Below are 23522 nucleotides of genomic sequence, written 5' to 3' on the forward strand. Positions count from 1 at the left end.
CGATGCCGCGGCCCTAGCGTGATCATCGTGGCGGAGGACCAGCACTGGACCGCGTTCGGGGCCTGCGCAGAGCTCGCGCCCGACGTGCTCTTCGTCGAGGGCCGCGCGCAGCGCGAGGCGCGTGAGGTGTGCGCCGGCTGCCCGGTGCGCCTGGACTGCCTGGTCGACGCCCTCGACCACCGCGTCGACTTCGGTGTCTGGGGCGGCATGACCGAGCGCGAGCGCCGTGCGCTGCTGCGCCGGTACCCGGAGGTCACGAGCTGGCGGGAGCGGCTGGACGCCGAGCCGGGGCTGGTCCCCCAGCCCGGCCCGCACGCGGTGTGGGCGGCGCGCGCGCGGCGGGCGGCCCAGGCCGGCGCGCCCGTGGACGCGCACGCGGCGCGCGGCGGCCGGTAGCGTGCAGCCCATGGCCACCACGTGGGAGTACGCCACCGTCCCGCTCATCGTCCACGCCACCAAGGCGATCCTCGACCAGTGGGGGGCGGACGGCTGGGAGCTCGTCCAGGTCGTCACCGGCCCCGACGGCAACGGGCTCGTCGCCTACCTCAAGCGCCCCACGGGCCGGTCGGCCGGGGACGTCGCGTGAGCGAGCACGGCACCGTCGGACGTCGCCTCGCCGAGCTCGGGATCACGCTCCCGCCGGTCGCCGCCCCGGTCGCGGCCTACGTGCCTGCGGTGCGCAGCGGCTCGCTCGTGTGGACGTCGGGGCAGCTGCCGTTCGTCGACGGCGCGCTCGGCGCGACGGGCAAGGTCGGCGAGGGCGAGGGGCTCGTGAGCCCTGACCGCGCCCGCGAGCTGGCCCGCGCGGCGGCGCTCAACGCGCTCGCGGCGGTCGCCGAGCAGGCGGGCAGCCTCGACCGCGTGCGCCGCGTCGTCAAGCTCGTCGGCTTCGTGGCGAGCGACCCGGCGTTCACGGGTCAGCCGGGTGTCGTCAACGGTGCGAGCGAGCTGCTCGGCCAGGTGTTCGGCGAGGCCGGCGTGCACGCGCGCAGCGCGGTCGGCGTGGCCGTGCTCCCGCTCGACGCGCCCGTCGAGGTCGAGCTGGTCGTCGAGCTCGTCTGAGCCGAGCGCGTCCGAGCCGAGCTCGTCCCTGCCGGACCGGGTCGCCCGCTGACGCCCGGGCGACCCGAGCGGCCGCCGTGCGGGCTCAGCGCGCGCGGCGCTCGAGCCGGTCGCGGTCCAGCAGGACGATCGCGCGGCCCTCGCGCCGCACCCAGCCGCGGGACGCGAAGTCGGCGAGCGCCTTGTTCACCGTCTCGCGCGACGCGCCGACGAGCTGGGCGAGCTCCTCCTGCGTGAGGTCGTGCGCGACGCGCAGGCCGTCCTCGGCGGGCTCGCCGAACCGCGTCGAGAGGTCGAGCAGCGCCTTGGCCACGCGGCCGGGGACGTCGGCGAACACGAGGTCGGCGAGCGCCTCGTTCGTGCGCCGCAGGCGTCGTGCGAGCGCCTCGAGCAGGTGCTTGGCCACGGCGGGGTAGCGCTCGAGCCAGCCGATGAGCTCGGCGTGGCTCAGCTCGTACAGCGTGGCGTCGGCCACCGCGCTCGCGGTCGCCGTGCGGGGACCGGGGTCGAACAGCGAGAGCTCGCCGAACATCTCGCCAGGGCCGAGGACCGAGAGCAGGTTCTCGCGGCCGTCCGTCGAGCGGCGGCCGAGCTTCACCTTGCCCGAGCCGATGACGTAGAGCCGGTCGCCGGGCTCGCCCTCGTGGAAGACGGCGTGGCCGCGCGGCAGTCGCAGGGGCTTCATCGACACGAAGAGCGCCTGCGCCGCCTCGGGGTCGATCGCGGCGAACAGCGGCGCGGAGAGCACAACGTCGTCGTCCACAGAGCCTCGTTCCTCGTCACCGTGGCGCACCGTCGCTCCGGCGGCCCCTCTCATCCTGCCCCACGGGGCGGGTGGCAGCGAGCGCCCGACACCCTCAGGCGCGCGAGCCGTGCGGCAGTCGGGGCGGTGCCGCGTCCGGGCACGGCTCGTCGACGCGGAAGGTCGACTCGTCGAGCGCGGCGTCGAGCTCGGCGCCGTAGGCGGCGAGCATGCGGTCCAGGCGGCGCAGGTGCTCCATGAGCGCGACGGCGTCCTCGGGCGGGTCGACCGTCACCGCGGCGAGCAGCTCCTGCGGCATGGGGAGGGCGAGCTGGGCCTCCGGCAGGATGTCCCAGCTCATCGCGCCGACGTGGTCCGGCGGGGCGAACGTCGCGACCGCGAGGTCGAGGCGCGCGCGGACCAGGCGACGCCACCGCGCGAGCTGCGTCTTCTCGGCACGCAGGGCGCGCCGCGTCGCGCGGGGGTCGGTCCCGGGGAGCGTCCAGAGACCGTCCGTGTGCGCGGACATCCCGCACCTCCTCCCCCGGGGCCGTCGGTCGACCCGTACCCCCAGATCGACGTCCCGGCCGATGATCTTGAGGTGGGCGGGTCGAGTTCACCCCAACGGTCGCGTGCGTAGGGTGGGTCCATGGTCGGAACGGGTGCCGTCGAGCCGGGTGCCGCGGGGTCGGACGCCGCTGTGCCGGACACCGCTGTGCCGGACGCCGTCGGGCCGAGCGCCCTGTCCCTCACGCGCCGCGCGCGCCGGGTGAACCGGCTCCTGGCCGAGCGCTACCCGACCGCGCGCTGCGAGCTGGACTTCTCGACGCCGCTCGAGCTGCTCGTCGCGACGGTGCTCTCCGCGCAGACGACCGACGTGCGGGTCAACCAGGTCACGCCCGAGGTGTTCGGCCGGTTCCCGGACGCGGCGCGCCTGGCCGCGGCGGACCTCGCCGACCTCGAGGACGTCGTCCGGCCCACGGGCTTCTTCCGGGCCAAGGCCGGGGCGCTCGTCGCGATCGGGCAGGCCCTCGTCGACCGGTACGGCGGCGAGGTCCCCCGGCGGATGGCGGACCTCGTGACGCTGCCGGGCGTGGGCCGCAAGACGGCGAACGTCGTGCTGGGCAACGCGTTCGGCGTCCCCGGCCTGCCCGTCGACACCCACGTCGGGCGCGTCGCGCGCCGCCTGGGCCTCACGTCCGACGAGGACCCCGTGGCCGTCGAGACGCAGCTGTGCGCGATGCTCCCGAAGAGCGAGTGGACGATGTTCTCGCACCGGATGATCTTCCACGGGCGTCGGACGTGCCACGCGCGCCGACCGGCGTGCGGCGCGTGCCCGCTCGCGACGCTGTGCCCGTCGGCCGGGATCGGCGAGACGGACCCGGTGCGGGCCGCCGCCCTGGTCAAGGACCCCGACGCCGTCGCGGTCAGTCCGACGTCGCCAGCTCCGGCAGCCCCCTGAGCCACGCGAGGAGCAGCTCCGTCGTGCGCTCGGGCGCCTCCTCGGCGAGGAAGTGCCCCGCGCCGGTCACGGCCTCGAACCGGTAGGGACGTCCCGTCGGCGTCGACGCCGCCCGCAGCGGGATGCAGCGGTCCTCGGCGCCGTGCAGCTGGAGCACGGGCACCTCGACCGGCTCGCGGACCGCGGCGAGGTACCGTTGGCCGTCGATCCGCGGCGTCGACCGCACGAGCCAGCGGAGCGTCTCCATCGCGCTGTGCGCGGCGAACGGGATCTGCGCCGCGAGCCGGTACGTCTGGGCGACGTCGGGCGCGAGCCAGCCCGGCGCCCCCCACTCGGTCAGGACCCGCACGGCCAGGTCGCCGCGCGTCATCCTGCGCTCGGGGAAGTACGGCAGCTGGAAGAACGCGAGCCGGCGCGCCGTCGTCGGGCGGAGCAGGGTGCGCGCGACGGCGGCCGTGTGCATGCGGACCGGGTGCGGTGCGCCGAGCACCGCGACCGCGCGCGTGAGGTCCGGGTGCAGCGCGGGCATGGACCACGCGACCGTGCCGCCCACGCCCTGGCCGACGACGACGGCCTCGTGCGCGCCCAGCGAGCGGATGACGCCGGCGACGTCGCGCGCGAGCGTCGGGACGTCGTAGCCGAGCGGCGGCTTGTCGGAGGCGCCGGCGCCGCGCAGGTCCATGGCCGCCACGCGGTAGCCGGCCGCCGCGAGCGCGGTCACCTGGTGGCGCCACGCCCACCACATCTGGGGGAAGCCGTGCAGCAGGACGACGAGCGGCGCGGGGTCCGGGTCGCCGGCGGGCCCGGCCTCGACGACGTGGAAGCGGGCGCCGTTGGCGGCGACGAACTGGTGGCGCCACGGGCCGTCGAGCAGCACGACGGACTGATCGGTCACGCGGAGCAACCTATCCGGCGGCCGGCGCCGCCGGGGTCAGACCGCACGCCGACGAGTGCCCGGCTCCGGTGCGCCCGCAGTGCCGCCACTGCCCTCGGCGGCGTCGTCGGTCCGGGGCAGGTCCGTGACGGCGGGCTCGACCGCGCGCACGGCGGCGTCGCCGGCCGGGGCCGCGGCGACCTCCTCGCGGTCGCCGCCCCGCCGGTGCGGCGGGTCGAACCGGTAGCCGACGTTGCGCACGGTGCCGATGAGCTGCTCGTGCTCGGGGCCCAGCTTCGCGCGGAGTCGCCGGACGTGGACGTCGACGGTGCGCGTGCCGCCGAAGTAGTCGTAGCCCCACACCTCCTGGAGCAGCTGGGCGCGCGTGAACACGCGGCCCGGGTGCTGCGCGAGGTACTTGAGCAGCTCGAACTCCTTGTACGTGAGGTCGAGCGGCCGGCCCCGGACCCGTGCGGTGTAGCCGCCCGCGTCGATCGTCAGGTCCCCGGACGAGATCTCCTCGACGTCCTCGACGGGGTTCTGCTCGGCGAAGCGCTCCACGACGAGGCGCAGCCGCGCCTCGACCTCCGCGGGCGACGCGTCCTCGAGCAGGATGTCCGCCGCGCCCCACTCGCCCGTGACGACCGTGAGCCCGCCCTCCGTGAGCACCAGCACCAGCGGGACGCTCAGGCCCGTCGCGCGCAGGAGCCGGCACGTGGAGCGCGCGGTGGCGAGGTCCCGGCGCGCGTCGAGCAGCAGGACGTCGGCGTCCGGCGCGTCGAGCAGCGCCGAGGGCTCGACCGGGAGGACGCGCACGCGGTGCGAGAGCAGCCCGAGGGCGGGGAGCACCTGGGCGGAGCCCCCAGCACTGGGTGTCAGCAGCAGAAGGTCTGCCACGGGGGTGTACCTCCCTCGGACGAGGTGGGATCACGGTACCGCCGGGCGACGAGGGGTCGGTGCAGGCGTGCGCCCGGCGAGACGGCGGCATCTGCGAGACTCTGCGTCGTGCCGACGCCCCCCGCCCTCGTCCCCGCGTCCCGCCCGCGCCCCTGATGGACGTCTCGACCCGCGCCGTGCTCACGGCCGTCGTCGCCGCGCTGGTCGGCGGTGCCGGCGTCGTGGCCGGCGTCCCGCTCGTGGCCGCCTCGGCCGTGCTCGCGCTGGTCCTCGCCGTGGGCTGGCCCGTGCTCCTCGACCTGCCGGCCCGCCTGGGCAGCAGCGTCGTCATCGCGCTCGGCGGCGTCGGCGGCGTCATCGCGGTCACCGCGACGCGCGGCCAGCCCGTGCTGCGCGAGCTGCCGATCGTCGTCGCCCTGGCGATCCTCCTGGCCTTCGTCAACGAGCTCGCCCGGCAGGACGGCCGGCACCGGCTGGTCGAGTCGGTCACGGGGACGGTCACGGGCGTGCTCGTCGCGACCGCCGCCGCGGGGTGGGTCGCGTCCGGCCGCACGCCGGGCGGCACGTCCCTCGTGGTGAGCGGCGCGGTCGCGCTCGCCGTCGGCGCGGCGGTCTCCGCGGTGCCGCTCGGCGGCTGGACGGCCGCGGCCGTGACCACGGTCGCCGCCGTCATCGCGGGGGGTGCGGTCGGCGCCGTCATGCCGGGCACGGACGTGCTCGCCGGCGCGTTCCTCGGCCTCGCGACGGGGATCCTCGTCGCGGCGCTGCACGCCCTGTTCGACCGGCAGCCCGTGCTGAGCCGCCGCTGGGCGGCGCTCGCCACCATCGTGCTGCCCGTCTCGGTGAGCGGGATCCTCGTCTACGTCGTGGGCCGCGTCCTCGTCGGCTGAGCGGGCGGGCGCGTCAGTAGACGAGCGCCTGGGCGCCGGGGCGCAGCGCCTCCTCGACGAAGGTCGCCGACCCCGCGACCCGCACGCCCGGGACGACGTCGTCGGGCGCGATGCCGCGGCGGGTCGCGCACTGCGTGCACACGGTCACGGTGCCGTCGGCGAGCACGACGTCGAGCAGGTCCGCGAGGGGCGTCGCGTGCTCGAGCGCGACGTCCGCCGTGCGGCCGGGCAGCGCGAGCCAGGCCGCCTCGCCCGTGAGCCACAGGCTCACCTCGGCGCCCGCGGCGACCGCGGCCGCCGCGACCGTGAACGCCTGGTTGCAGGCCTCGGGCCGGTCCGCGCCCGACGTCGACTTCACGACGAGGGAGCGCGCCACGGGCGGCGCGGCGTCGGCGAGGGGGTCGGACGGTGCCGGGGTCGGGGCCATGCCCGCAGCGTAGGGCGGCGCGCGCCGTAGGATCGGGGCATGGTGGCCCTCGAGATCTTCTTCATCGGCCTGCTCGTCGCCTCCGCGCTGACGATCGGCTGGTTCGCCTTCTACGTGGTCTACAAGCTCTTCAAGGGTCAGCGCTGAGCATGTCGTTCGTGCTGCCGGAGGGGCTCGCGCCCGAGGTCTACCCGCTCGCCTGGCTCGTCGGGCGCTGGCGCGGCGAGGGCGTCGTCGTCCACCCCCACGTGCCCGAGACGCCCGTGGTCCAGGAGGTCGTCGTCGACCACGACGGCGGCCCCTACCTCAGCTGGTCGAGCACCATGCGCCTCGCGCCGACCGACGCCGAGCCCGAGGGGCGCGTGTGGGCCGTCGAGTCGGGCTTCTGGCGCGTCCCGCCGGACCGCCCGGCCGAGCTGCCCGCCGACCGCTTCCCCGTCGAGCTGCTGCTCGTCGACCCCGCCGGCCACCTCACGCTCTACGCGGGCGTCACGGGCAACGGCCGGATCGACCTCGCGAGCGACGTCGTCGTGCGCTCGCCCGACGCCGTCGAGATCACCGCCGCGACGCGCCTGCTCGGCCTCGTCCAGGGCGAGCTCATGTGGACGTGGGACCTCGCGGCGTTCGGCGAGCCGCTCCAGTCCTACGCGTCCGCGCGGCTGAGCCGGCAGCCGTGACCGCCGACGTGCCCGGCCCGGACGCGCCCGACACGACGGAGGCCGCCTGGGTGCCCGCGCACCGCAGCCCGCTGCTCGCGCGCGCCGGCGCGGTCGAGGGGTCGGGCGCCGACGCGGGCGTCGCCTGGCACTACGGCGACCCCACGGCCGAGCAGCGCGCGCTGGCCGCGGGCGGCGCCGTGGTCGACCTGTCCCACCTCGGCGTCGTGACCGTCACCGGGCCCGACCGCCTCACGTGGCTGCACTCGATCACCTCGCAGGACCTCGCGTCGCTGGCGCCGCGCACGTCGACCGAGACGCTCGTGCTCAGCCCGCACGGCCACGTCGAGCACGCGGCGGGCGTCGTCGACGACGGCGAGACGACGTGGCTGCTCACCGAGGGCGCGTCCGCGCCCGCGCTCGCGGCGTGGCTCGACCGGATGCGCTTCATGCTGCGCGTCGAGGTCGCGGACGTCACCGACCGCTGGGCGGCGCTGGGCGAGCCGGTCGACGCCGAGGGCGGTGAGGGCGAGCCCGTGACGTGGCGGGACCCGTGGCCGCGCACCCTCGCGGGCGGCACGCGGTACGGCCCGCCGGACGCCGAGCACCCGGGCGCCGAGCGCCCGTGGCGGGTCGTCCTGGTGCTGCGCGACGGGCTCGGGACGGCCGTCGCCGCGCGCGAGGCGTCCGGCTGGCGGCTCGCGGGCACGTGGGCGTCGGAGGCCGCGCGCGTCGCCGCGTGGCGCCCGCGCGTCGCGACCGACGTCGACCACCGCACCATCCCGCACGAGCTCGACTGGCTGCGCACGGCCGTCCACCTGCACAAGGGCTGCTACCGCGGCCAGGAGACGATCGCGCGCGTCCACAACCTCGGCCGCCCGCCGCGCCGGCTCGTCATGCTCCACCTCGACGGGTCGGGCCACCTGCTGCCCGTCCCGGGCGCGGAGGTGACGCTCGACGGCCGCGCCGTCGGTGCGGTGACGAGCGTCGCGCGCCACCACGAGCTCGGCCCGGTCGCGCTCGCGGTCGTCAAGCGCAACGTCGAGGTCGCCGCGACCCTCACGGTCGCGTGCGAGGGCGGCGACGTCGCCGCCGGCCAGGAGGTCGTCGTCCCGGGCGACGGCGTGTCCGTCGACCGGCCCGCGCCGCGCGCCCCGGTCGCGCGCGGCCTCACCCCCCGCACGCCCTGAGGCCGTGACGTCGGCGGGCGTCGTCGCGCGGGCGCGCGTCCGGCAGGGCTGGGCGCGGGTCCGGCGGGCGTTCCTCCCGGTGCTCGGCGCGAGCCTCGCCGCGGGCTCGGCGTGGGCGATCGCCCGGTACGGGCTCGGTCACCCGGCGCCGTTCTTCGCGCCCGTGTCCGCGTGGGTCGCGCTCGGCTTCACGGCCGACCGCCGGCCCCGGCGGGTCGCCGAGCTCGCGGCGGGCGTCGCCGTCGGCGTGGCGCTCGGGGACCTCCTCGTGCACGTCATCGGCAGCGGTCCCGTCCAGGTCGCCGTCGTGCTCGCGGTCGCCGCGCTCGTCGGGCGGTTCGTCGACCGGGGCGACCTGTTCGCGATGCAGGCGGGCGTCCAGGCGATCGTCATCGTCGCGCTGCCGGCGGCCCAGGTCGGCTCGCCCGTGAACCGCTGGGTCGACGCACTCGTCGGCGGCGGGCTCGCGCTCGCGGTGGCCGTGCTGTGGCCGCAGGACCCGCGGCGCCGCGTGCGGGCCATCGGCGAGGAGGGCCTCGTCGAGGTCGCCGACGTGCTGCGCCACCTCGCGACGGGCTTCGCGCGCGGCAGCGAGGACGAGGTCGACGAGGCGCTCGCCCGCGGTCGTGCGTCCCAGCCCGTGCTGGACCAGTGGCGGTCCACGGCGGGGGCGGCGCGCCAGTCCGCGCGCGTGTCCCCCGCGTTCCGGCGGCACCTCGACGAGCTCACCGCCCTCGAGGCCGCCGCGGTGTCGGTGGACCGCGCGATGCGCAGCGCGCGCGTGCTCGCGCGCCGCAGCCGCGTCGTCGTGCGGGACGAGCACGACGTCGCGCGCCTCGCCGTCCTCGTGGGCGACGTCGCGGAGGGCACGGCCGACCTCGCCGCGACCCTGGGCCGCGGCGCGGACCTCACGCGCGCGCGGGCACGCCTCGCCGGGGTGGCCGCGCGCACCGACCCGTGGGCCGTCGCGCCCGAGGACTGGCACGTCCAGGGCCTCGTGCTCCTCCTGCGCTCGCTCGTCGTCGACCTGCTGGAGGCGGCGGGGGTCGAGCCCGAGGACGCGCGCGCGCACCTGCCGGAGATCTGACGGCGGGCGGCGCCGGGTCACCCGCCCGGCGCCTCACAGGGGTCCGGCGCGCGCCGATAGGAGGGCGTGCACCCCGACCGCCTCGGCCCGCGGGACCTCCGGTCCGCCGCGCTGACCTCCGCCGCCCTCGTGGTCGCCGGCACGCTCGCCATGCTCTCGAGCGAGGTCACGGCGGCCATGGCGGGGGAGTCGCACGCGCTCCCGCTGGTCGGGCTCGTGTCGGCCGGGCTGCTCGGCGTCGTCGTCGCCGTCGTGCTCGGCTACGAGGCCATGCCGCCGCTGCTGTGGGTCGCCCTCGCGCTCGCGATGGTCGGGCTCATCCTCGTCATGGACCTCGTCACCGACGACGCGGGCGGCGGGGCGCAGATGGCCTTCCTCTTCCCGGTCGTCTACGCGGGCGCCTTCCTCCGCGCGTCGGCGGCGTGGCTCGTCACGGGGGTCGCCGCCGCGGGCCACGGGACGCTCGTGTTCGCCCTGCTGCCGCCCGAGACGGCGCTCCCGGACATGATCTTCGGGCTCGTCGTCATGCTCGGGCTCACCGCGGTGCTCACGGCGTCGGGCCGGCGCCAGGACGCGCTCACCCGCACGCTGCGGACCATGGCCTCGGTCGACCTGCTCACGGGCCTGGCGACGCGCCGCGCGCTCGAGACGGCCGCGGAGATCGCGCCCGACGCCGCGCCGGGGCGCGCGCTCGTGCTCGTCGACGTCGACCGCTTCAAGGACCTCAACGACGCCTACGGCCACCCGGTCGGCGACGGCGTCCTCGTGCACCTCGCGTCCGTCCTGCAGTCGGTCGTCCGGGCGGGCGACACGGTCGCGCGCTGGGGCGGCGACGAGATCGCGATCCTCATGACGGCGATCGGTCCCGACGACGCGGTGCGCCGGGCCGAGGCCGTGCGCGAGGCGGTCGTCGCGCGCCCCCTCGCGCACGAGGGCCGCGCGATCGGGCTCACGGTGAGCGTCGGCGTCGCGCACTCGTCGACGGCCGGAGCCGACCTCGCGGCCCTCTACGCCGCGGCCGACGAGGCCCTGTACGGCGCGAAGCGGGCCGGGCGCGACCAGGTGGTCGTCGGCACGGGCACGACGCCGCCGGGGTCTCGTACGCTCGTGCGGTGATCGTCACCGTCCAGGTCCTCATCTTCCTGCTGCTCTACCTGCTCGTCTTCGTGCTCTGCGTCGTCGCGGTCGTGGACCTGCTGCGGCGGCCGACGGCGGCGTTCGTCTCCGCGGGCAAGCGCACCAAGGGGTTCTGGGGCGCCGTCCTCGGCGTCGCGACCGCGGTGGCGTTCGTCGCGATCCCCTACCCGCTCGGCATCGGCGAGCTCCAGTTCCTCGCGCTCGGCAGCGCCGTGGCCGCGATCGTCTACCTGGTCGACGTGCGGCCCGCCGTCGCGCCGTACAGCGGCGGCCGCCGGGGACCGCGTGCCCCGGGTGGGCGGGGCGGCTGGTGACCGCACCCGGCGTGCTCGCCGAGGTGGTCCGGGGCGACCTCGTCGAGTCCGTCCACCGCGGGCACCTCGTCGTGCTCGCGCCCGACGGCGGCACGGTGCTCGAGGTGGGCGACGCCGATGCGGTGACGTGGCCGCGCTCGTCGCTCAAGCCGCTCCAGGCGGTCGCGATGCTGCGCTCCGGCCTCGCCGTGGACGACGAGGGCCTCGCGCTCGCGTGCGCGAGCCACAGCGGGACCGACGCCCACCTCGCCGTCGTGCGGCGCGTGCTCGCGGGGGCGGGCCTCGACGAGGGCGCGCTGCGCAACACGCCCGACCTCCCGCTCGACGCCGACGCCGCGTGGGCGTGGCGCGCGGCCGGCCACGCGCCGTCGTCGGTGACCCAGAACTGCTCGGGCAAGCACGCGGCGATGCTCGCGACGTGCGTGGCCGCCGGGTGGGACACCGCGACGTACCTCGACCCGGAGCACCCGCTCCAGCGTGCGGTGCGCGCGACGGTCGGCGAGCTCACGGGCGTGCCCGTCGCGCACGTCACGGTCGACGGCTGCGGCGCGCCGCTCCTGTCGACGACGGTCCGCGGTCTCGCGCGCGGCCTCGGTCGGGTCGCCCGCGCGGCGGCCCGCCCCGGTGCCGCGCCCGACGACGCCCTCGCGCGGGTGGGCCGCGCCATGGCCGCTCACCCCGACCTCGTCGGCGGGCCGGGCCGCGACGTCACGGCCGTCATGCGCGCGGTCCCGGGACTCGTCGCGAAGGACGGCGCCGAGGGCGTCTACGCGGCCGGGCTGCCGGACGGGTCCGCCGTCGCGTTCAAGGTCGAGGACGGCTCGGGGCGGCCGCGTCCGGCCGTGCTCGTCGCCGCGCTCGCGGTCGCGCTGCGCGCCGCGGGCTCGCCCGTGCCGGACGCGCTCGCCGCGGCCGGCGCGACGCCCGTGCTCGGCCACGGCCGCCCGGCCGGCGCGGTGCGCACGGCGTTCGGGGGCGGCACGGCGTCCGCCGGGTCGGGCGCGCCGGAGGCGGTGGACCGGTGAGGGCTGTCGTGCAGCGGGTGACGCGCGCGTCGGTGACGGTCGCGGGCGAGGTCGTCGGCGCGATCGACCGGCCGGGCCTCGTGGTCCTCGTCGGGGCGACGCACGACGACGGCCCCGAGCAGGTCGCGCTCGTCGCCCGGAAGGTCGCCGAGCTGCGCCTCCTGCGGGACGAGCGGTCGGCGGTCGACGCGGGCGCACCCGTCCTGGTCGTCAGCCAGTTCACGCTCTACGCCGACACCCGCAAGGGGCGCCGGCCCACGTGGAACGCGGCCGCGCCCGGCCCCGTCGCCGAGCCGCTCGTCGACGCGCTGGTGGCCGCGCTGCGCGAGCGCGGGCTCGAGGTGGCCACGGGCGTGTTCGGCGCCGACATGGCCGTCGAGCTCGTCAACGACGGGCCCGTGACGATCCTGCTCGACGCCTGACCGCGCCGCGCGGGCGCCGTCAGGACCAGCGCACGCGCTGCTTCGCGCGCCACGCGTCGAGGAAGCCGGGACGGCCGTCGACGGCCATCTCGTCGACGGTCATCTCGTCGCCGCGGTTCCACAGGCCGAGGTAGAGCGCCGCGGGAGAGCCCGTGACCCGGACGTCCGCGCGGTCGGGCGGCGCGGCGGGGTCGACCAGCGCGGTGACGACGGCCTCGTCGACGTGCAGCAGCCAGGCAGGTCGGGACCCGGCCCGGCCGCCGTCGACCTCGTCCACCCCCGGCCGGACGAGCACGGTGAACGGCTCGTCCCGGCGGATCCGTGCCGCGCCCCGCGTGACGAAGCCGCGCAGCAGCTCGTCGAGCCCGTCGAGCGCGACGTCGGGCGTGAGCCCGAGCGCCTCGACGGCCTCGGCCGTGGTCGGCGTGCGCCCGAGGCGCGCCGCGACGGCGTCGACCGCGTGCACCGTCGTCTCGTGGGTCTGGCGCCGGGCCCAGAAGACCCGCGGCGCCGGGGCCGCGTGGAGGAAGGTCATGGCCCGGACGTCGTCGGACGCGTCCGCGAGAGCCGCGACGAGGTCGTCCGCGCCGCGCACGAGCCACGCCGTGAGCCCGTCGCGCGGGACCTCGCGCAGGTAGGCGGCCTCGCTCGGCAGGAAGCGGCCCTCCGGCGTGCGCCCGCGGTGCCCGAGCACGTGCGACGCCGCCCAGCGGTGCACCATGCCCTGGTGCGCGACGAGGTCCGCGACGGCCCAGCGCGGGCACGTGGGCACGGCGGCGTCGGGCCCCGCCTCGTCCGCCGCCGCGGCGAGCGCGCGTGCGGCCGCCGGCACGAGCGCGAGGTACCGCTCGAGCGCGAGCGGCCCGGGCGCGTCGACCCCGGGCGGCGACGGCGGCGTGGCGTGGTGCGCGTCGTGCTGCGGCGCGCCCCGCCTGCCGCGCGGCTCCCGAGTCGTCGTCATCACCCGATCGTGGCACCGGCCCCCGACACGCGCGGTGCCGGGGGCCGGTGGGTCGGCAGGGGTGGAGCCGGCGTCAGCCGTCGAGCCGCGCGAGCTCCTCGGCGCTGAGCTCCAGCTCGGCCGCACGCACCGAGTCGGTGATGCTCTCGGGGCGGCTCGCGCCCGGGATCGGGATGACGACGTCGGACTTCGCGAGCTCCCACGCGAGGCACACCTGCTGCGGGCTCACGCCGCGCTCCGCCGCGACCTCGGCGAAGGCTGCGTGGCGGCCGCCCAGGTCCCCGGCGCGCGAGATGCCGCCGAGCGGGCTCCACGGCAGGAAGGCGATGCCGAGCTCCGCGCACAGCTCGAGCTCCGGCTCGCTGCTGCGGAAGGCCGGCGAGAACTGGTTCTGCACCGACACGAGGCGGCCGCCGAGCACCTCCTGGGCGAGCCGGATCTGCTCGGGGTTCGCGTTCGAGATGCCGGCGAGGAGGATCTTGCCCTCGTCGAGCAGGTCCCGGATCGCGCCCACGGACTCCTCGTAGGGGACCTCCGGGTCCGGGCGGTGGAACTGGTAGAGGCCGATCGCCTCGACGTCGAGCCGCTGGAGCGAGGCCTCGCACGCCTTCTTCAGGTAGTCGGCGCCGCCCTGCACGTACCAGGAGCCGTCGCCCGGCCGGCGGTGGCCGCCCTTGGTCGCGACGAGCACGTCGTCCGGGCCCTTGCCCGCCAGGCGCAGCGCCTTGGCGATGAGGAGCTCGTTGTGCCCGACGTCGGTGGGGTCGAGGTGGTACGCGTCCGCGGTGTCGATGACGGTCACGCCCGCGTCGAGGGCGGCGTGGATCGTCCGGATCGACCGGGCCTCGTCGGGCCGTCCCTCGATGGACATGGGCATGCCGCCCAGGCCGATCGCGCTGACGGAGCGGTCGCCGATGCGACGCTGCTGCATGGGTTCTCCCGGTGCTCGTGGCTGGTGGTGGCCGTCCCGACCGTCGGGCGTCCTCGCGGGCGCCGGTGGCGGTCGAAGCGATTCGAGTCCGATGGTAGGCCGGTGAGCGGACCGCCGCAGCCGATCGTCGTCGCCGTCCTGGGCGACCTCACGACGCAGGACGTCGACGTCGTGGTCAACGCCGCGAACTCGTCGCTCCTGGGCGGCGGCGGGGTCGACGGCGCGATCCACGCCGCGGCCGGCCCGGCGCTCCTCGCCGAGTGCCGCGAGCTGCGGCGCACGCGGCTGCCCGACGGCCTGCCCGTCGGCGACGCCGTCGCGACCGGCGCGGGGGAGCTGCGCGCGCGCTGGGTGGTGCACACCGTGGGGCCGAACCGCCACGCGGGGCAGGCCGAGCCGGCGCTCCTCGCGTCGTGCTTCACGCGCTCGCTCGACGTCGCCGCGGACCTGGGTGCGCGTTCGGTCGCCTTTCCCGCCGTGAGCGCGGGCGTCTACGGGTGGGCGGCGGACGACGTCGCCCGCGTGGCCGTCGCAGCGGTGCGCGCCTGGTGCGCGGCCCACGGCGGGTCGAGCGTGGCCGAGGTGCGGTTCGTCCTCTTCTCGCCGCCCCTGCTCGCCGCGTTCGAGGCGCAGCTCGGCTCCTGAGGCGCTCCGGGCCGGGTCACGGCCGTCCGAGGTGCTCCTGCAGGCCGAACATCGCGGCGAGCACGCGGGTGACGCCGTTGGCCGTGTGCGGCGGCGCGACGAAGCGCGCGACGGCGGCGAGGTCCGGGTGCGCGCCGGCCATGGCGAAGGAGATCCCGGAGGCCTGGAGCATCTCGACGTCGTTGAGGTGGTCGCCGAAGGCCGCGGTCTGCGCGGGGTCGACGCCGAGCGCGGCCTGCGTGCGCCGCAGCGCGACGCCCTTGTCGGTGTCCCGGGCCATGACGTCGACCCAGTGCGTCCCGGAGAGCACCACCGTGTGCTCGGGCGCGAGCGGGAGCAGCGCGGGGTGGACGCGGTCGGCGACCTGGACCTCGTGGTGGACGGCGACCTTGAGGGCGTCGTCCGCGACGGCGAGCAGGTCCTCGACGCGCTCGAGGCGCGCGTAGTAGCGGCCGACCGTCCCGAGGAAGGCGTCGTCGTGCCGCTCGACGTAGGCGCCGCGCACGCCGGAGAGCACGGTGCCGACGGGCTCGCCGTCCGCCGCGAGGGCCCGGACCGCCTCGACCGCGCGCACGACGGCGTCGCGCGCGACCAGGCTCGTGCTCACGCGGGACCCGTGGTGGACGACGTTCGCGCCGTTCTCGGCGATGAGCACCATGCGCCCGGCCCGCTCGCCGAACATCTGCTCGAGAGTCTGGAGCTGGCGACCGCTCGCGGCGCACATCACGACGCCGCGGCGCTCGAGCGCGTCCGCGACGGGCCAGAACGACGCGTGCACCTCGTGGTCAGCGTCGAGCAGCGTGCCGTCCATGTCGAGGGCGACGAGCCGCACGGCCGCCGCCTCGGCGGCGCTCGGGAGGTCGGTGAGGTCCGGGTCGCGAGCGGTCATGGGCCCAGTGTCCCGTGAGCGCGCGGTGGGGCTGCCACCAGCACGAACGGTCGTGCTATTTTCCGCGCATGGCGAAGGGCGAGCGGACGCGCGAGGTGATCCTCCAGCAGGGGATCGCGCTCGCCTACCGGGTGGGTCTCGAGGGGCTGACGATCGGCGCGCTCGCGGCCGACGTCGAGATGTCCAAGAGCGGCATGTACGCGCACTTCGGCTCCAAGCAGGCGCTGCAGATGGCCGTGCTCGACGCGGCCGCGGCGGACTTCGCCCAGGCCGTCGTCGTGCCGGCGCTGAGCGAGCCCCGCGGCGAGCCGCGGGTGCGTGCCCTCGTCGACGCGTGGCTCGAGTGCGGCCGCACCCGGCGGCCGGGCGGCTGCCTGTTCGTCAAGGCGAGCACCGAGATGGACGAGCGGCCGGGACCGGTGCGCGACCGCCTCGTCGAGCTGCACGAGGAGCTCGACCGCTCGCTCGCGCGCGTCTTCGCCGGCGGCGTGGCCGACGGCCAGTTCCGGCCCGACGCCGACCCGGACCAGTTCGCCGCCGACCTCTACGGCGTGATGCTCGGCGTCTACCACCGGCACCGCCTGCTCGCCGACCCCCGCGCGCACGAGCGCGCCCGCGCCGCCGTCGACGCCCTGCTCGACGCGGCGCGCCTCCGTCCGGCCGGCGCGCAGCCGTCCGACGGCCCCGCACCCGTCCGTCCTCTCGAGGTGACCGCATGACCGCTCCGCGCCCGACCCCGTCCCTGAGCCGCCGCTGGCGGCGCACGCGTCGCCGCGCGACCGCGGCCGCGGGGCTCGCCGCCGCGCGGGCCCGGCTGCGGACGCTCGAGGTCGTCGCCCCCGCGGCGGCCGACCGCCTCGCGCTCGACCTGTGGTGCACGCTGCCGCCCGTGCCGCGCCGGCAGGACGCCCGGCCCGCAGCCGACGTCGTGCCGAGCACCCTGCACCGGGTGCCGGTGCCGCGCGGCGGCGCCGCGGTCGCCGAGGTCTGGGGGGACGCGAGCGGTCCGGTCGTCTACCTCGTGCACGGCTGGGGCGGCTGGCGCGGCCAGCTCGGCGCGTTCGTCGCGCCGCTCGTCGAAACGGGCCACCGCGTCGTCGCGATCGACGCGCCGGGCCACGGCGACGCCGACGCGGGGTTCCTCGGGCCGCGCCGCGGCACCGTGATGGAGTTCATCGAGGCGCTCGAGGCGACCGTCGAGGTCTTCGGGCCGGCCGACGGCGTCGTCGCGCACTCCATGGGGACGACCGTCGTCGGGCAGGCGCTCGTCGGCGGGCTGCGGCCCGCGCGCCTCGTGCTCGTCGCGCCCAACCACGAGTTCGGGGACATCGTCGACCACTTCGCCCGCGTGCTCGGGCTGCGGGGCCGCACGCGCGACCACCTGCGCGCGACGCTCGAGGAGATCACGGGGCGGACCATGGGGGACTTCGACCTCGCGCCGCTCGGCGCCCGCGTCGACGCGCCGCCCACGCTCGTGGTGCACGACGAGGACGACGCCGAGACGCCCTACCGCGTCGCGACCGGGCTCGTCGAGGCCTGGCCGGACGCCCGCCTCGTGACGACGCGCGGCCTCGGGCACCACCGGGTGCTCCGTGCGCCCGTGACGGTCGACGCCGCCGTCGCGCACCTGCTCGGCCGGGTGCCCGCGAGCTGAGCGGCGCGGGCGCCGCCGTCGCGCGGGCCGCGCGGGTCAGACGAGCCCGGCGTCGTGCGCGAGGAGCGCGACCTGCGTGCGGTTGGACAGGCCCACGACCTCGAGCACGCGCGACACGTGGGCCTTCACGGTCGCGACGCTCACGTGGAGCTCCGCCGCGATCTCGGCGTTCGACCGCCCCTGGCCGAGCGCGCGGACGACGTCGCGCTCACGGTCGCTGAGGCCAGCGAGGCGCTCGGCCGCCGCGCCCGCGACCAGGCTGCGGTCCACGGCGGCGTCGATGAGACGGCGGGTCACGGACGGCGAGACGATCGGCTCGCCGGCGGCGACGCGCAGGATCGCGTCGACGATCCGGGCAGGTGGGGTGTCCTTGAGGAGGAACCCCGCGGCCCCCGCGCGCAGCGCGCCGAGGACCTCGGCGTCGGCGTCGAAGGTGGTCAGGGCGATCACCTCCGGTGGGTCGGTCCGGGCGCGGACCAGGGCGGTCGCGCGGACGCCGTCCAGCCGGGGCATGCGCAGGTCCATGAGCACGACGTCGACGACGTGCCGGTCGAGCGCCTCGCGCACCTCGGCGCCGTCGGACGCCTCCGCCACGACGGTCAGGTCCTCGCGGCCGCCGAGCATCATCGCGAGGCCGGCGCGGACCAGGGCGTCGTCGTCGACGACGAGGACGCGGACGGGGGTGCGCGCGGGACCGCTCACGGCTGCCAGGGTAGCCACGCGTGCAGACGGAACACGGGCGTCGGACGGGCGGCGTGCGCGCCCTCGGCGGCGCCCGCTACCGCGGTGCCGTGCTCGAGGCGGCCGCCGACGGTGCCGTGCTCGAGACGGCCGCCGACCGCGCCGACGCGCTCGGCGAGACCGACGAGCCCGGCGTGACCGGGCGCGCCGCCCCGCAGGACGGGGCCGGGCAGGTGGTTCGTCACCTCGACGGTGAGGCCGGAGCGCGGGCCGCCCGCGAGCCGCACGACGACGCGCTGGCCCGGCGCGTGCCGGCGCGCGTTGGTCAGGCCCTCCTGCACGACGCGATAGGCGGTGCGCGAGACCAGGGGCGCGGGCCCGTCGGCCGGGGTGGCGACGGAGCCGGTGCGGACCACGTCGACCTCCTGACCGGCGGCGCGGACCTCGCCGACGAGGGTCTCGAGCGCCGCGAGGTCCGACGCCCCGCCCGTGTGCTGTCCCCCACCGTCGTCGGGCCCCTCGCTCCGGAGGACGCCGACCACCTCGCGGAGCTCGTCGAGCGCGCGGCTCACGCCCGCGCGGACGACGCCGGCCGCCGTCGTCCGCTCCTCGGGCGTCGCGTCGGGGCGGGCCTCCAGTGCGCCCGCGTAGGTCGCGACGAGCGACAGCCGGTGCGCGAGGGAGTCGTGCATCTCTCGCGCGATGCGGAGGCGCTCGAGAGTGCGCGCCTCCCGCACGGCGCGGTCGCGGTCCTGCTCGGCGCGCCGCGCGCGCTCGGCGTACGCCGCGACGACGTCGGCCCGTGCCCGCGCGAGCGCGCCCCAGCCGAGCAGCGCGGCGTGCGTCACGACGACGAGGGCGACCCACCAGCCGAGGGGCAGTCCCGGGACCGGGCGCCACGCGCCGCGCAGCACGTGCGCCGTGGCCCCGACGACGGCGAGCGCGAGGGCGGGCCGGGCCCGGCCGGTCCGGGCGGTGTGCAGGACGGCGAACGTCGCGGTCGGTGTCGCGAGCGGCGAGACGCCCGCCGCGACCGCGAGCGCGACGGCGACCGGTCCCGAGCGCCGCCCGCGGAGACCGGGGACGAGCGCGAGGCAGGCGGCCCCGAGCGCGACGTCGAGGGCGAGGGGGAGGGTGGACGGCCGTCCGTCGAGCTCGCCCACGAGGACGAGGGCCGTGAGCCCGGTGAGGGCCGCGACCGTGATCACCGTCCCGGCGCGCGTGGCGAGACCCCAGCGCTCGCCCGCCGCCGCGGCCGCGCGGCGGCGGCCGGCCGTCGGTCGGGACTCCGTCACCCGCCTCAGCGTAGGAGCGGACCTCGCGCCGTCGCACCGACCGCGGTCGACAGTCGCACCGACCGAGGTCGACCGGCGGTCCGACCGAGGTCCGGGCACGGTGGCCGACCGCCCGATGGCGCCTGCCGCGTCCGCGGGGACGGTGGAGCCTCGACCGAGGAGGAGCCGTGCCCACGTCACCCGATCCCCGCCCCGCCCCACTGCCGACCGCGCCCGGACCGACCGGTGCCTGAGCCCCTCGGGTACCTGGTCACGATGGCCGGCGCGGCCGCCTGCGCGACGGCGGCCCTCGTGGCACCGGTCCCGCGCCGATCGTCGCCCCTGCGGCTGTCCTTCCTGCTCTCCATGGTGGTCGCGGAGGTTCCCGTGCTCGGGATCGTCTGGGTCGCCGGGTGGACCGCGCTCGCGGCGGCCGAGGGCGACCTGCGGACGCGGTCGGGCGCGGTCGGGCTCGGCCTCGCGGGAGTCGCCGTCGTCGGGCTGGTCGTGGTCGCGGGGATCGGGGCCCGCGCGCCGGCAGCGGTCGAGCGCGCGCTCGTGGCGGGGCTCGGCCCCGGCGTCCGCACGACGGCGCGCCCGTCCTGGGTCCGGTGGGTCGCGCCGCTGCCCGTCCGGCCCCGCGCCGTCGAGCGGCTCCGGGGGGTCCGCTACGGGGACGCGCGTCGTCAGCGCCTCGACGTCTACCGCCCGCGTGTGCCGTCCGGCGCAAGCGTGCCCGCGGGCGTGGCGGCGGCGTCCGTGCCCGCCAGGCCGGTCCTGGTCCACCTGCACGGCGGGGCCTTCCGCGGCGGAGGACGCAGCCGCGAGGCGCGCGCGCTGCTGCACCGCCTGGCCGCCGCCGGCTGGCTGTGCGTCAGCGCGGACTACCGTCTCGCGCCACGGGCGTCCTTCCCGGACCCGCTCGTCGACGTCAAGCGCGTGCTCGCCTGGGTGCGGGCCCACGCGGCGGAGCTCGGCGCCGACCCGGGTCGCGTCGCGCTGGCCGGGAGCTCCGCGGGGGGCCACCTCGCCGCGCTCGCGGCGTTCACGGCGGGCGACGCCGCGCTGCAGCCCGGCTTCGCCGACGCGGACACGTCGGTCGCCGCCGTCGTCTCGCTCTACGGCTACCCGGGGCCCGTCAGCGGCGGCGGGCGCAGCTGGTCACCCACCGCCGACGTCGTCCCCGGGGCGCCGCCCTTCCTCGTGGTGCACGGGGCGCGCGACACCCTCGTGGTCGCCGCGGACCAGCGGCGGTTCGTCGCGCGTCTGCGCGCGGTGTCGCTCGCGCCGGTCGTGCACCTGGAGCTCCCGGGCGCGCAGCACGGGTTCGACCTCCTGCGCTCGTACCGCTTCGAGGCCGTGGTGGACGGCGTCGAGGCGTTCCTCGCGCACGTCGTCGGCGGGCCGGGCGGGCGCGGGTGGTCCCGAGTCACGCCTGCGGCGAACACGCAGGCCAGGCGCCAACCCCGCGGTTAGCCTTGCAGCACGCCGTCGCAAGGAGTGCCAGATGTTCGAGAGATTCACGGACCGAGCCCGTCGTGTCGTCGTCCTCGCCCAGGAAGAGGCGCGGATGCTCAACCACAACTACATCGGGACCGAGCACATCCTGCTCGGCCTCATCCACGAGGGTGAGGGCGTCGCCGCCAAGGCGCTCGAGTCGCTCGGCATCTCGCTCGACGCGGTGCGTCAGCAGGTGCAGGAGATCATCGGCGAGGGCCAGCAGGCGCCGTCGGGCCACATCCCCTTCACGCCGCGCGCGAAGAAGGTCCTGGAGCTCTCGCTGCGCGAGGCGCTCCAGCTCGGCCACAACTACATCGGGACCGAGCACATCCTGCTCGGCCTGATCCGTGAGGGCGAGGGCGTCGCCGCGCAGGTGCTCAACAAGCTGGGCGCCGACCTCAACCGCGTGCGCCAGCAGGTCATCCAGCTGCTCTCGGGCTACCAGGGCAAGGAGCCGGTCTCAGCCGGCGGCCCCGCGGAGGGCCAGCCCTCGGGCTCGGCCGTGCTCGACCAGTTCGGCCGCAACCTCACGCAGGCGGCGCGCGAGGGCAAGCTCGACCCGGTCATCGGCCGGGACAAGGAGATCGAGCGGGTCATGCAGGTGCTGTCCCGCCGCACCAAGAACAACCCCGTCCTCATCGGCGAGCCGGGCGTCGGCAAGACCGCCGTCGTCGAGGGGCTCGCGCAGGACATCGTGCGCGGGGACGTCCCCGAGACGCTCAAGGACAAGCAGCTCTACACGCTCGACCTCGGCGCGCTCGTGGCCGGCTCCCGCTACCGCGGCGACTTCGAGGAGCGCCTGAAGAAGGTGCTCAAGGAGATCCGCACGCGCGGCGACATCATCCTGTTCATCGACGAGATCCACACGCTCGTCGGGGCGGGTGCCGCCGAGGGCGCGATCGACGCCGCGAGCATCCTCAAGCCGATGCTCGCGCGCGGCGAGCTCCAGACCATCGGGGCCACGACGCTCGAGGAGTACCGCAAGCACGTCGAGAAGGACGCCGCGCTCGAGCGCCGCTTCCAGCCGATCCAGGTCGCGGAGCCCACGCTCAAGCACGCGATCGAGATCCTCAAGGGTCTGCGCGACCGCTACGAGGCGCACCACCGCGTCTCGATCACCGACAGCGCGCTCGTCGCCGCGGCGACGCTCGCCGACCGGTACGTCAACGACCGCTTCCTCCCGGACAAGGCGATCGACCTCATCGACGAGGCAGGCGCGCGCCTGCGCATCCGTCGCATGACGGCGCCGCCGGAGCTGCGCGACCTCGACGAGAAGATCGCCGAGGCGCGCCGCGACAAGGAGTCGGCGATCGACGAGCAGGACTTCGAGAAGGCCGCGCGCCTGCGCGACGTCGAGAAGCAGCTCGGGCTCCAGCGGGCCGAGAAGGAGAAGGCCTGGAAGTCGGGCGACCTCGACACGGTCGCCGAGGTCGACGAGGAGCTCATCGCCGAGGTGCTGGCGCTGGCCACCGGGATCCCGGTGTTCAAGCTCACCGAGGAGGAGTCGAGCCGGCTGCTCCACATGGAGGACGAGCTGCACAAGCGCGTCATCGGCCAGGAGCAGGCGATCAAGGCGCTCGCGCAGGCGATCCGCCGCACGCGCGCCGGGCTCAAGGACCCGAAGCGTCCGGGTGGCTCGTTCATCTTCGCGGGGCCCACGGGCGTCGGGAAGACCGAGCTCGCGAAGGCGCTCGCCGAGTTCCTCTTCGGGGACGAGGACGCGCTCATCCAGCTCGACATGTCCGAGTTCTCGGAGAAGCACACGGTCTCGCGGCTGTTCGGCTCGCCCCCCGGCTACGTCGGGTACGACGAGGGCGGTCAGCTCACCGAGAAGGTGCGCCGCCGGCCGTTCTCCGTCGTCCTCTTCGACGAGGTCGAGAAGGCGCACGCGGACATCTTCAACTCGCTGCTGCAGATCCTCGAGGACGGTCGCCTGACCGACTCGCAGGGCCGGGTGGTCGACTTCAAGAACACCGTGATCATCATGACCACGAACCTCGGCACGCGGGACATCGCCAAGGGCCTGCAGACCGGCTTCCAGGCCGGCGGCGACCTGTCGACGTCCTACGAGCGGATGAAGGCGAAGGTCGGGGACGAGCTCAAGCAGCACTTCCGGCCCGAGTTCCTCAACCGCGTCGACGACGTGGTCGTGTTCCCGCAGCTCTCGCAGGACGAGATCATCAAGATCGTCGACCTCATGATCGCGAAGCTCGAGGCGCGCCTGCGCGACAAGGACATGGGCCTCGAGCTCACGCCCGCCGCCAAGCAGCTGCTGGCCGAGAAGGGGTACGACCCGGTGCTCGGCGCCCGGCCGCTCCGCCGTGCGATCCAGCGCGAGATCGAGGACACGCTCTCGGAGAAGATCCTCTTCGGCGAGCTGCGTGCCGGTCAGACGGTGGTCGTGGACGCCCAGGGCGAGGGCCTGCTCGGGGAGTTCATCTTCCGCGGCATCGGCAAGGAGGGCTCGGTCCAGGACGACGTCGAGCCCGTCGGCGTGGCCGTCTCGTCCATGCCTCCGCTGACGACGACGGACGAGGGCCAGGCCTCCTGACCTGACCGTCCGCCTCACGACGACGCCCCGCCCGGTGATCCGGGCGGGGCGTCGTCCTGCGTGGGGGAGGGGAGCGGCGAGGACCGCCGCGCGAGTCGTGTCAGTGTGTGCCCGTAGTGTCCCGGTATGTCCTCCTCGACGGCGGTGAACGTGACGGTCGAGGGGGGGGGCGGGGGGGGCCCCCCCCCCCCCCCCCCGCGGGGGGGGGGGGGGCACCCCGGCCCCGGCCCGGGGGCGGGGGAGGGGGCCCG

General features: G+C 76.7%; 27 protein-coding genes. 17 read left to right on the plus strand and 10 right to left on the minus strand.

Annotation, left to right across the window (positions count from 1 at the left end; translation table 11 throughout):
- The first annotated feature begins 27 nt into the window (after positions 1-27).
- The 3 genes from JIG38_RS08305 to JIG38_RS08315 are packed head-to-tail and all read left to right on the plus strand — an operon-like array spanning position 28 to position 1062.
- Positions 28-396, plus strand: a complete 369-nt coding sequence (locus JIG38_RS08305; protein WP_307844703.1) for a WhiB family transcriptional regulator — start codon at positions 28-30, stop codon at positions 394-396.
- Positions 397-406: 10 nt separating this feature from the next.
- Positions 407-586 (plus strand): Sp36 family protein, encoded by a 180-nt coding sequence (gene sp36 / locus JIG38_RS08310; protein WP_199423282.1) that lies wholly within the window; start codon positions 407-409, stop codon positions 584-586.
- On the plus strand, positions 583-1062 hold the full coding sequence (locus JIG38_RS08315; protein WP_199423283.1) for a RidA family protein: 480 nt from the start codon (positions 583-585) through the stop codon (positions 1060-1062). Before sp36 ends, JIG38_RS08315 begins: the two co-directional genes overlap by 4 nt.
- Positions 1063-1147: 85 nt before the next feature.
- Here JIG38_RS08315 and JIG38_RS08320 read toward each other — a convergent pair whose 3' ends face one another.
- Both JIG38_RS08320 and JIG38_RS08325 read right to left on the minus strand, forming a co-directional pair.
- Entirely contained in the window at positions 1148-1825 is a 678-nt protein-coding gene (locus JIG38_RS08320) for a Crp/Fnr family transcriptional regulator (RefSeq protein ID WP_307844705.1), read from the minus strand.
- Between the two features lie 94 nt (positions 1826-1919).
- The gene (locus tag JIG38_RS08325) at positions 1920-2333 is read right to left on the minus strand and encodes a hypothetical protein (RefSeq protein ID WP_199423285.1); all 414 of its coding nucleotides are present in this window, start codon (positions 2331-2333) and stop codon (positions 1920-1922) included.
- 120 nt (positions 2334-2453) lie between these two features.
- On the opposite strand from JIG38_RS08325, the gene nth reads away from it, so the two are divergent.
- A complete protein-coding gene (nth, locus tag JIG38_RS08330) occupies positions 2454-3266 on the plus strand; it encodes an endonuclease III (protein ID WP_199423286.1) in 813 nt (270 codons plus the stop codon).
- Here the strand turns inward: nth and JIG38_RS08335 are convergent.
- Positions 3232-4161: an alpha/beta fold hydrolase gene (locus JIG38_RS08335; protein WP_307844707.1), complete on the minus strand. Its 930-nt coding sequence runs from the start codon at positions 4159-4161 to the stop codon at positions 3232-3234. The two genes, nth and JIG38_RS08335, sit on opposite strands and share 35 nt — an antisense overlap.
- Positions 4162-4197: 36 nt before the next feature.
- Positions 4198-5037, minus strand: coding sequence for a winged helix-turn-helix transcriptional regulator (locus JIG38_RS08340; RefSeq protein WP_199423288.1), 840 nt, complete (start codon positions 5035-5037; stop codon positions 4198-4200).
- Positions 5038-5192: 155 nt separating this feature from the next.
- On the opposite strand from JIG38_RS08340, the gene JIG38_RS08345 reads away from it, so the two are divergent.
- Complete coding sequence (locus JIG38_RS08345) at positions 5193-5927, plus strand: hypothetical protein (protein ID WP_199423289.1); 735 nt, start codon at positions 5193-5195, stop codon at positions 5925-5927.
- Between the two features lie 13 nt (positions 5928-5940).
- On the opposite strand, the gene JIG38_RS08350 is transcribed toward JIG38_RS08345, so the two are convergent.
- Positions 5941-6354 (minus strand): DsrE family protein, encoded by a 414-nt coding sequence (locus tag JIG38_RS08350; protein WP_199423290.1) that lies wholly within the window; start codon positions 6352-6354, stop codon positions 5941-5943.
- Positions 6355-6503: 149 nt separating this feature from the next.
- Between JIG38_RS08350 and JIG38_RS08355 the strand changes: the two genes are divergently transcribed.
- From JIG38_RS08355 to dtd, 7 genes are all read left to right on the plus strand, one after another.
- On the plus strand, positions 6504-7031 hold the full coding sequence (locus JIG38_RS08355; protein WP_199423291.1) for a heme-binding beta-barrel domain-containing protein: 528 nt from the start codon (positions 6504-6506) through the stop codon (positions 7029-7031).
- An 8-nt stretch (positions 7032-7039) separates the two neighbouring features.
- Positions 7040-8200, plus strand: a complete 1161-nt coding sequence (gene ygfZ, locus JIG38_RS08360; RefSeq protein ID WP_443592157.1) for a CAF17-like 4Fe-4S cluster assembly/insertion protein YgfZ — start codon at positions 7040-7042, stop codon at positions 8198-8200.
- A gap of 4 nt (positions 8201-8204) precedes the next feature.
- Positions 8205-9287, plus strand: a complete 1083-nt coding sequence (locus JIG38_RS08365) for an FUSC family protein (RefSeq protein ID WP_199423292.1) — start codon at positions 8205-8207, stop codon at positions 9285-9287.
- Between the two features lie 66 nt (positions 9288-9353).
- Positions 9354-10403 carry a GGDEF domain-containing protein gene (locus JIG38_RS20980; RefSeq protein ID WP_199423293.1) on the plus strand — a complete coding sequence of 350 codons (1050 nt, stop codon included), beginning with the start codon at positions 9354-9356 and terminating at the stop codon, positions 10401-10403.
- The gene (locus JIG38_RS08375) at positions 10400-10738 is read left to right on the plus strand and encodes a DUF2516 family protein (RefSeq protein ID WP_199423294.1); all 339 of its coding nucleotides are present in this window, start codon (positions 10400-10402) and stop codon (positions 10736-10738) included. The genes JIG38_RS20980 and JIG38_RS08375 overlap by 4 nt, the downstream gene beginning before the upstream one ends.
- Positions 10732-11763, plus strand: a complete 1032-nt coding sequence (locus tag JIG38_RS08380) for an asparaginase (RefSeq protein ID WP_199423340.1) — start codon at positions 10732-10734, stop codon at positions 11761-11763. Before JIG38_RS08375 ends, JIG38_RS08380 begins: the two co-directional genes overlap by 7 nt.
- Positions 11760-12185, plus strand: coding sequence for a D-aminoacyl-tRNA deacylase (dtd, locus tag JIG38_RS08385; protein WP_199423295.1), 426 nt, complete (start codon positions 11760-11762; stop codon positions 12183-12185). Before JIG38_RS08380 ends, dtd begins: the two co-directional genes overlap by 4 nt.
- Positions 12186-12204: 19 nt before the next feature.
- Here the strand turns inward: dtd and JIG38_RS08390 are convergent, their stop codons facing one another.
- Together JIG38_RS08390 and JIG38_RS08395 are read right to left on the minus strand one after the other, a co-directional pair.
- A complete protein-coding gene (locus JIG38_RS08390) occupies positions 12205-13146 on the minus strand; it encodes a maleylpyruvate isomerase N-terminal domain-containing protein (RefSeq protein ID WP_199423296.1) in 942 nt (313 codons plus the stop codon).
- A 73-nt stretch (positions 13147-13219) separates the two neighbouring features.
- The gene (locus JIG38_RS08395) at positions 13220-14077 is read right to left on the minus strand and encodes an aldo/keto reductase (RefSeq protein WP_199423297.1); all 858 of its coding nucleotides are present in this window, start codon (positions 14075-14077) and stop codon (positions 13220-13222) included.
- A 102-nt stretch (positions 14078-14179) separates the two neighbouring features.
- Here JIG38_RS08395 and JIG38_RS08400 point away from each other — a divergent pair, with 102 nt between their 5' ends.
- Positions 14180-14722, plus strand: a complete 543-nt coding sequence (locus JIG38_RS08400) for an O-acetyl-ADP-ribose deacetylase (protein WP_307844712.1) — start codon at positions 14180-14182, stop codon at positions 14720-14722.
- Between the two features lie 16 nt (positions 14723-14738).
- On the opposite strand, the gene JIG38_RS08405 is transcribed toward JIG38_RS08400, so the two are convergent.
- Positions 14739-15611, minus strand: a complete 873-nt coding sequence (locus JIG38_RS08405; protein WP_199423298.1) for an HAD-IIB family hydrolase — start codon at positions 15609-15611, stop codon at positions 14739-14741.
- Between the two features lie 68 nt (positions 15612-15679).
- Here JIG38_RS08405 and JIG38_RS08410 point away from each other — a divergent pair, with 68 nt between their 5' ends.
- Complete coding sequence (locus JIG38_RS08410; RefSeq protein WP_199423299.1) at positions 15680-16330, plus strand: TetR/AcrR family transcriptional regulator; 651 nt, start codon at positions 15680-15682, stop codon at positions 16328-16330.
- Positions 16327-17265 carry an alpha/beta fold hydrolase gene (locus JIG38_RS08415; protein ID WP_199423300.1) on the plus strand — a complete coding sequence of 313 codons (939 nt, stop codon included), beginning with the start codon at positions 16327-16329 and terminating at the stop codon, positions 17263-17265. The genes JIG38_RS08410 and JIG38_RS08415 overlap by 4 nt, the downstream gene beginning before the upstream one ends.
- Before the next feature lie 36 nt (positions 17266-17301).
- On the opposite strand, the gene JIG38_RS08420 is transcribed toward JIG38_RS08415, so the two are convergent.
- Both JIG38_RS08420 and JIG38_RS20985 read right to left on the minus strand, forming a co-directional pair.
- Positions 17302-17967, minus strand: a complete 666-nt coding sequence (locus JIG38_RS08420; RefSeq protein ID WP_199423301.1) for a response regulator — start codon at positions 17965-17967, stop codon at positions 17302-17304.
- Positions 17964-19241: a sensor histidine kinase gene (locus tag JIG38_RS20985; protein ID WP_307844714.1), complete on the minus strand. Its 1278-nt coding sequence runs from the start codon at positions 19239-19241 to the stop codon at positions 17964-17966. Before JIG38_RS20985 ends, JIG38_RS08420 begins: the two co-directional genes overlap by 4 nt.
- Before the next feature lie 225 nt (positions 19242-19466).
- Here JIG38_RS20985 and JIG38_RS08430 point away from each other — a divergent pair, with 225 nt between their 5' ends.
- Both JIG38_RS08430 and JIG38_RS08435 read left to right on the plus strand, forming a co-directional pair.
- Complete coding sequence (locus JIG38_RS08430) at positions 19467-20696, plus strand: alpha/beta hydrolase (RefSeq protein ID WP_307844716.1); 1230 nt, start codon at positions 19467-19469, stop codon at positions 20694-20696.
- 31 nt (positions 20697-20727) lie between these two features.
- Positions 20728-23271: an ATP-dependent Clp protease ATP-binding subunit gene (locus JIG38_RS08435; protein ID WP_199423302.1), complete on the plus strand. Its 2544-nt coding sequence runs from the start codon at positions 20728-20730 to the stop codon at positions 23269-23271.
- Positions 23272-23522 lie beyond the last annotated feature (251 nt).

Source organism: Actinotalea solisilvae (genome assembly GCF_016464425.1).
GTDB lineage: Bacteria > Actinomycetota > Actinomycetes > Actinomycetales > Cellulomonadaceae > Actinotalea > Actinotalea solisilvae.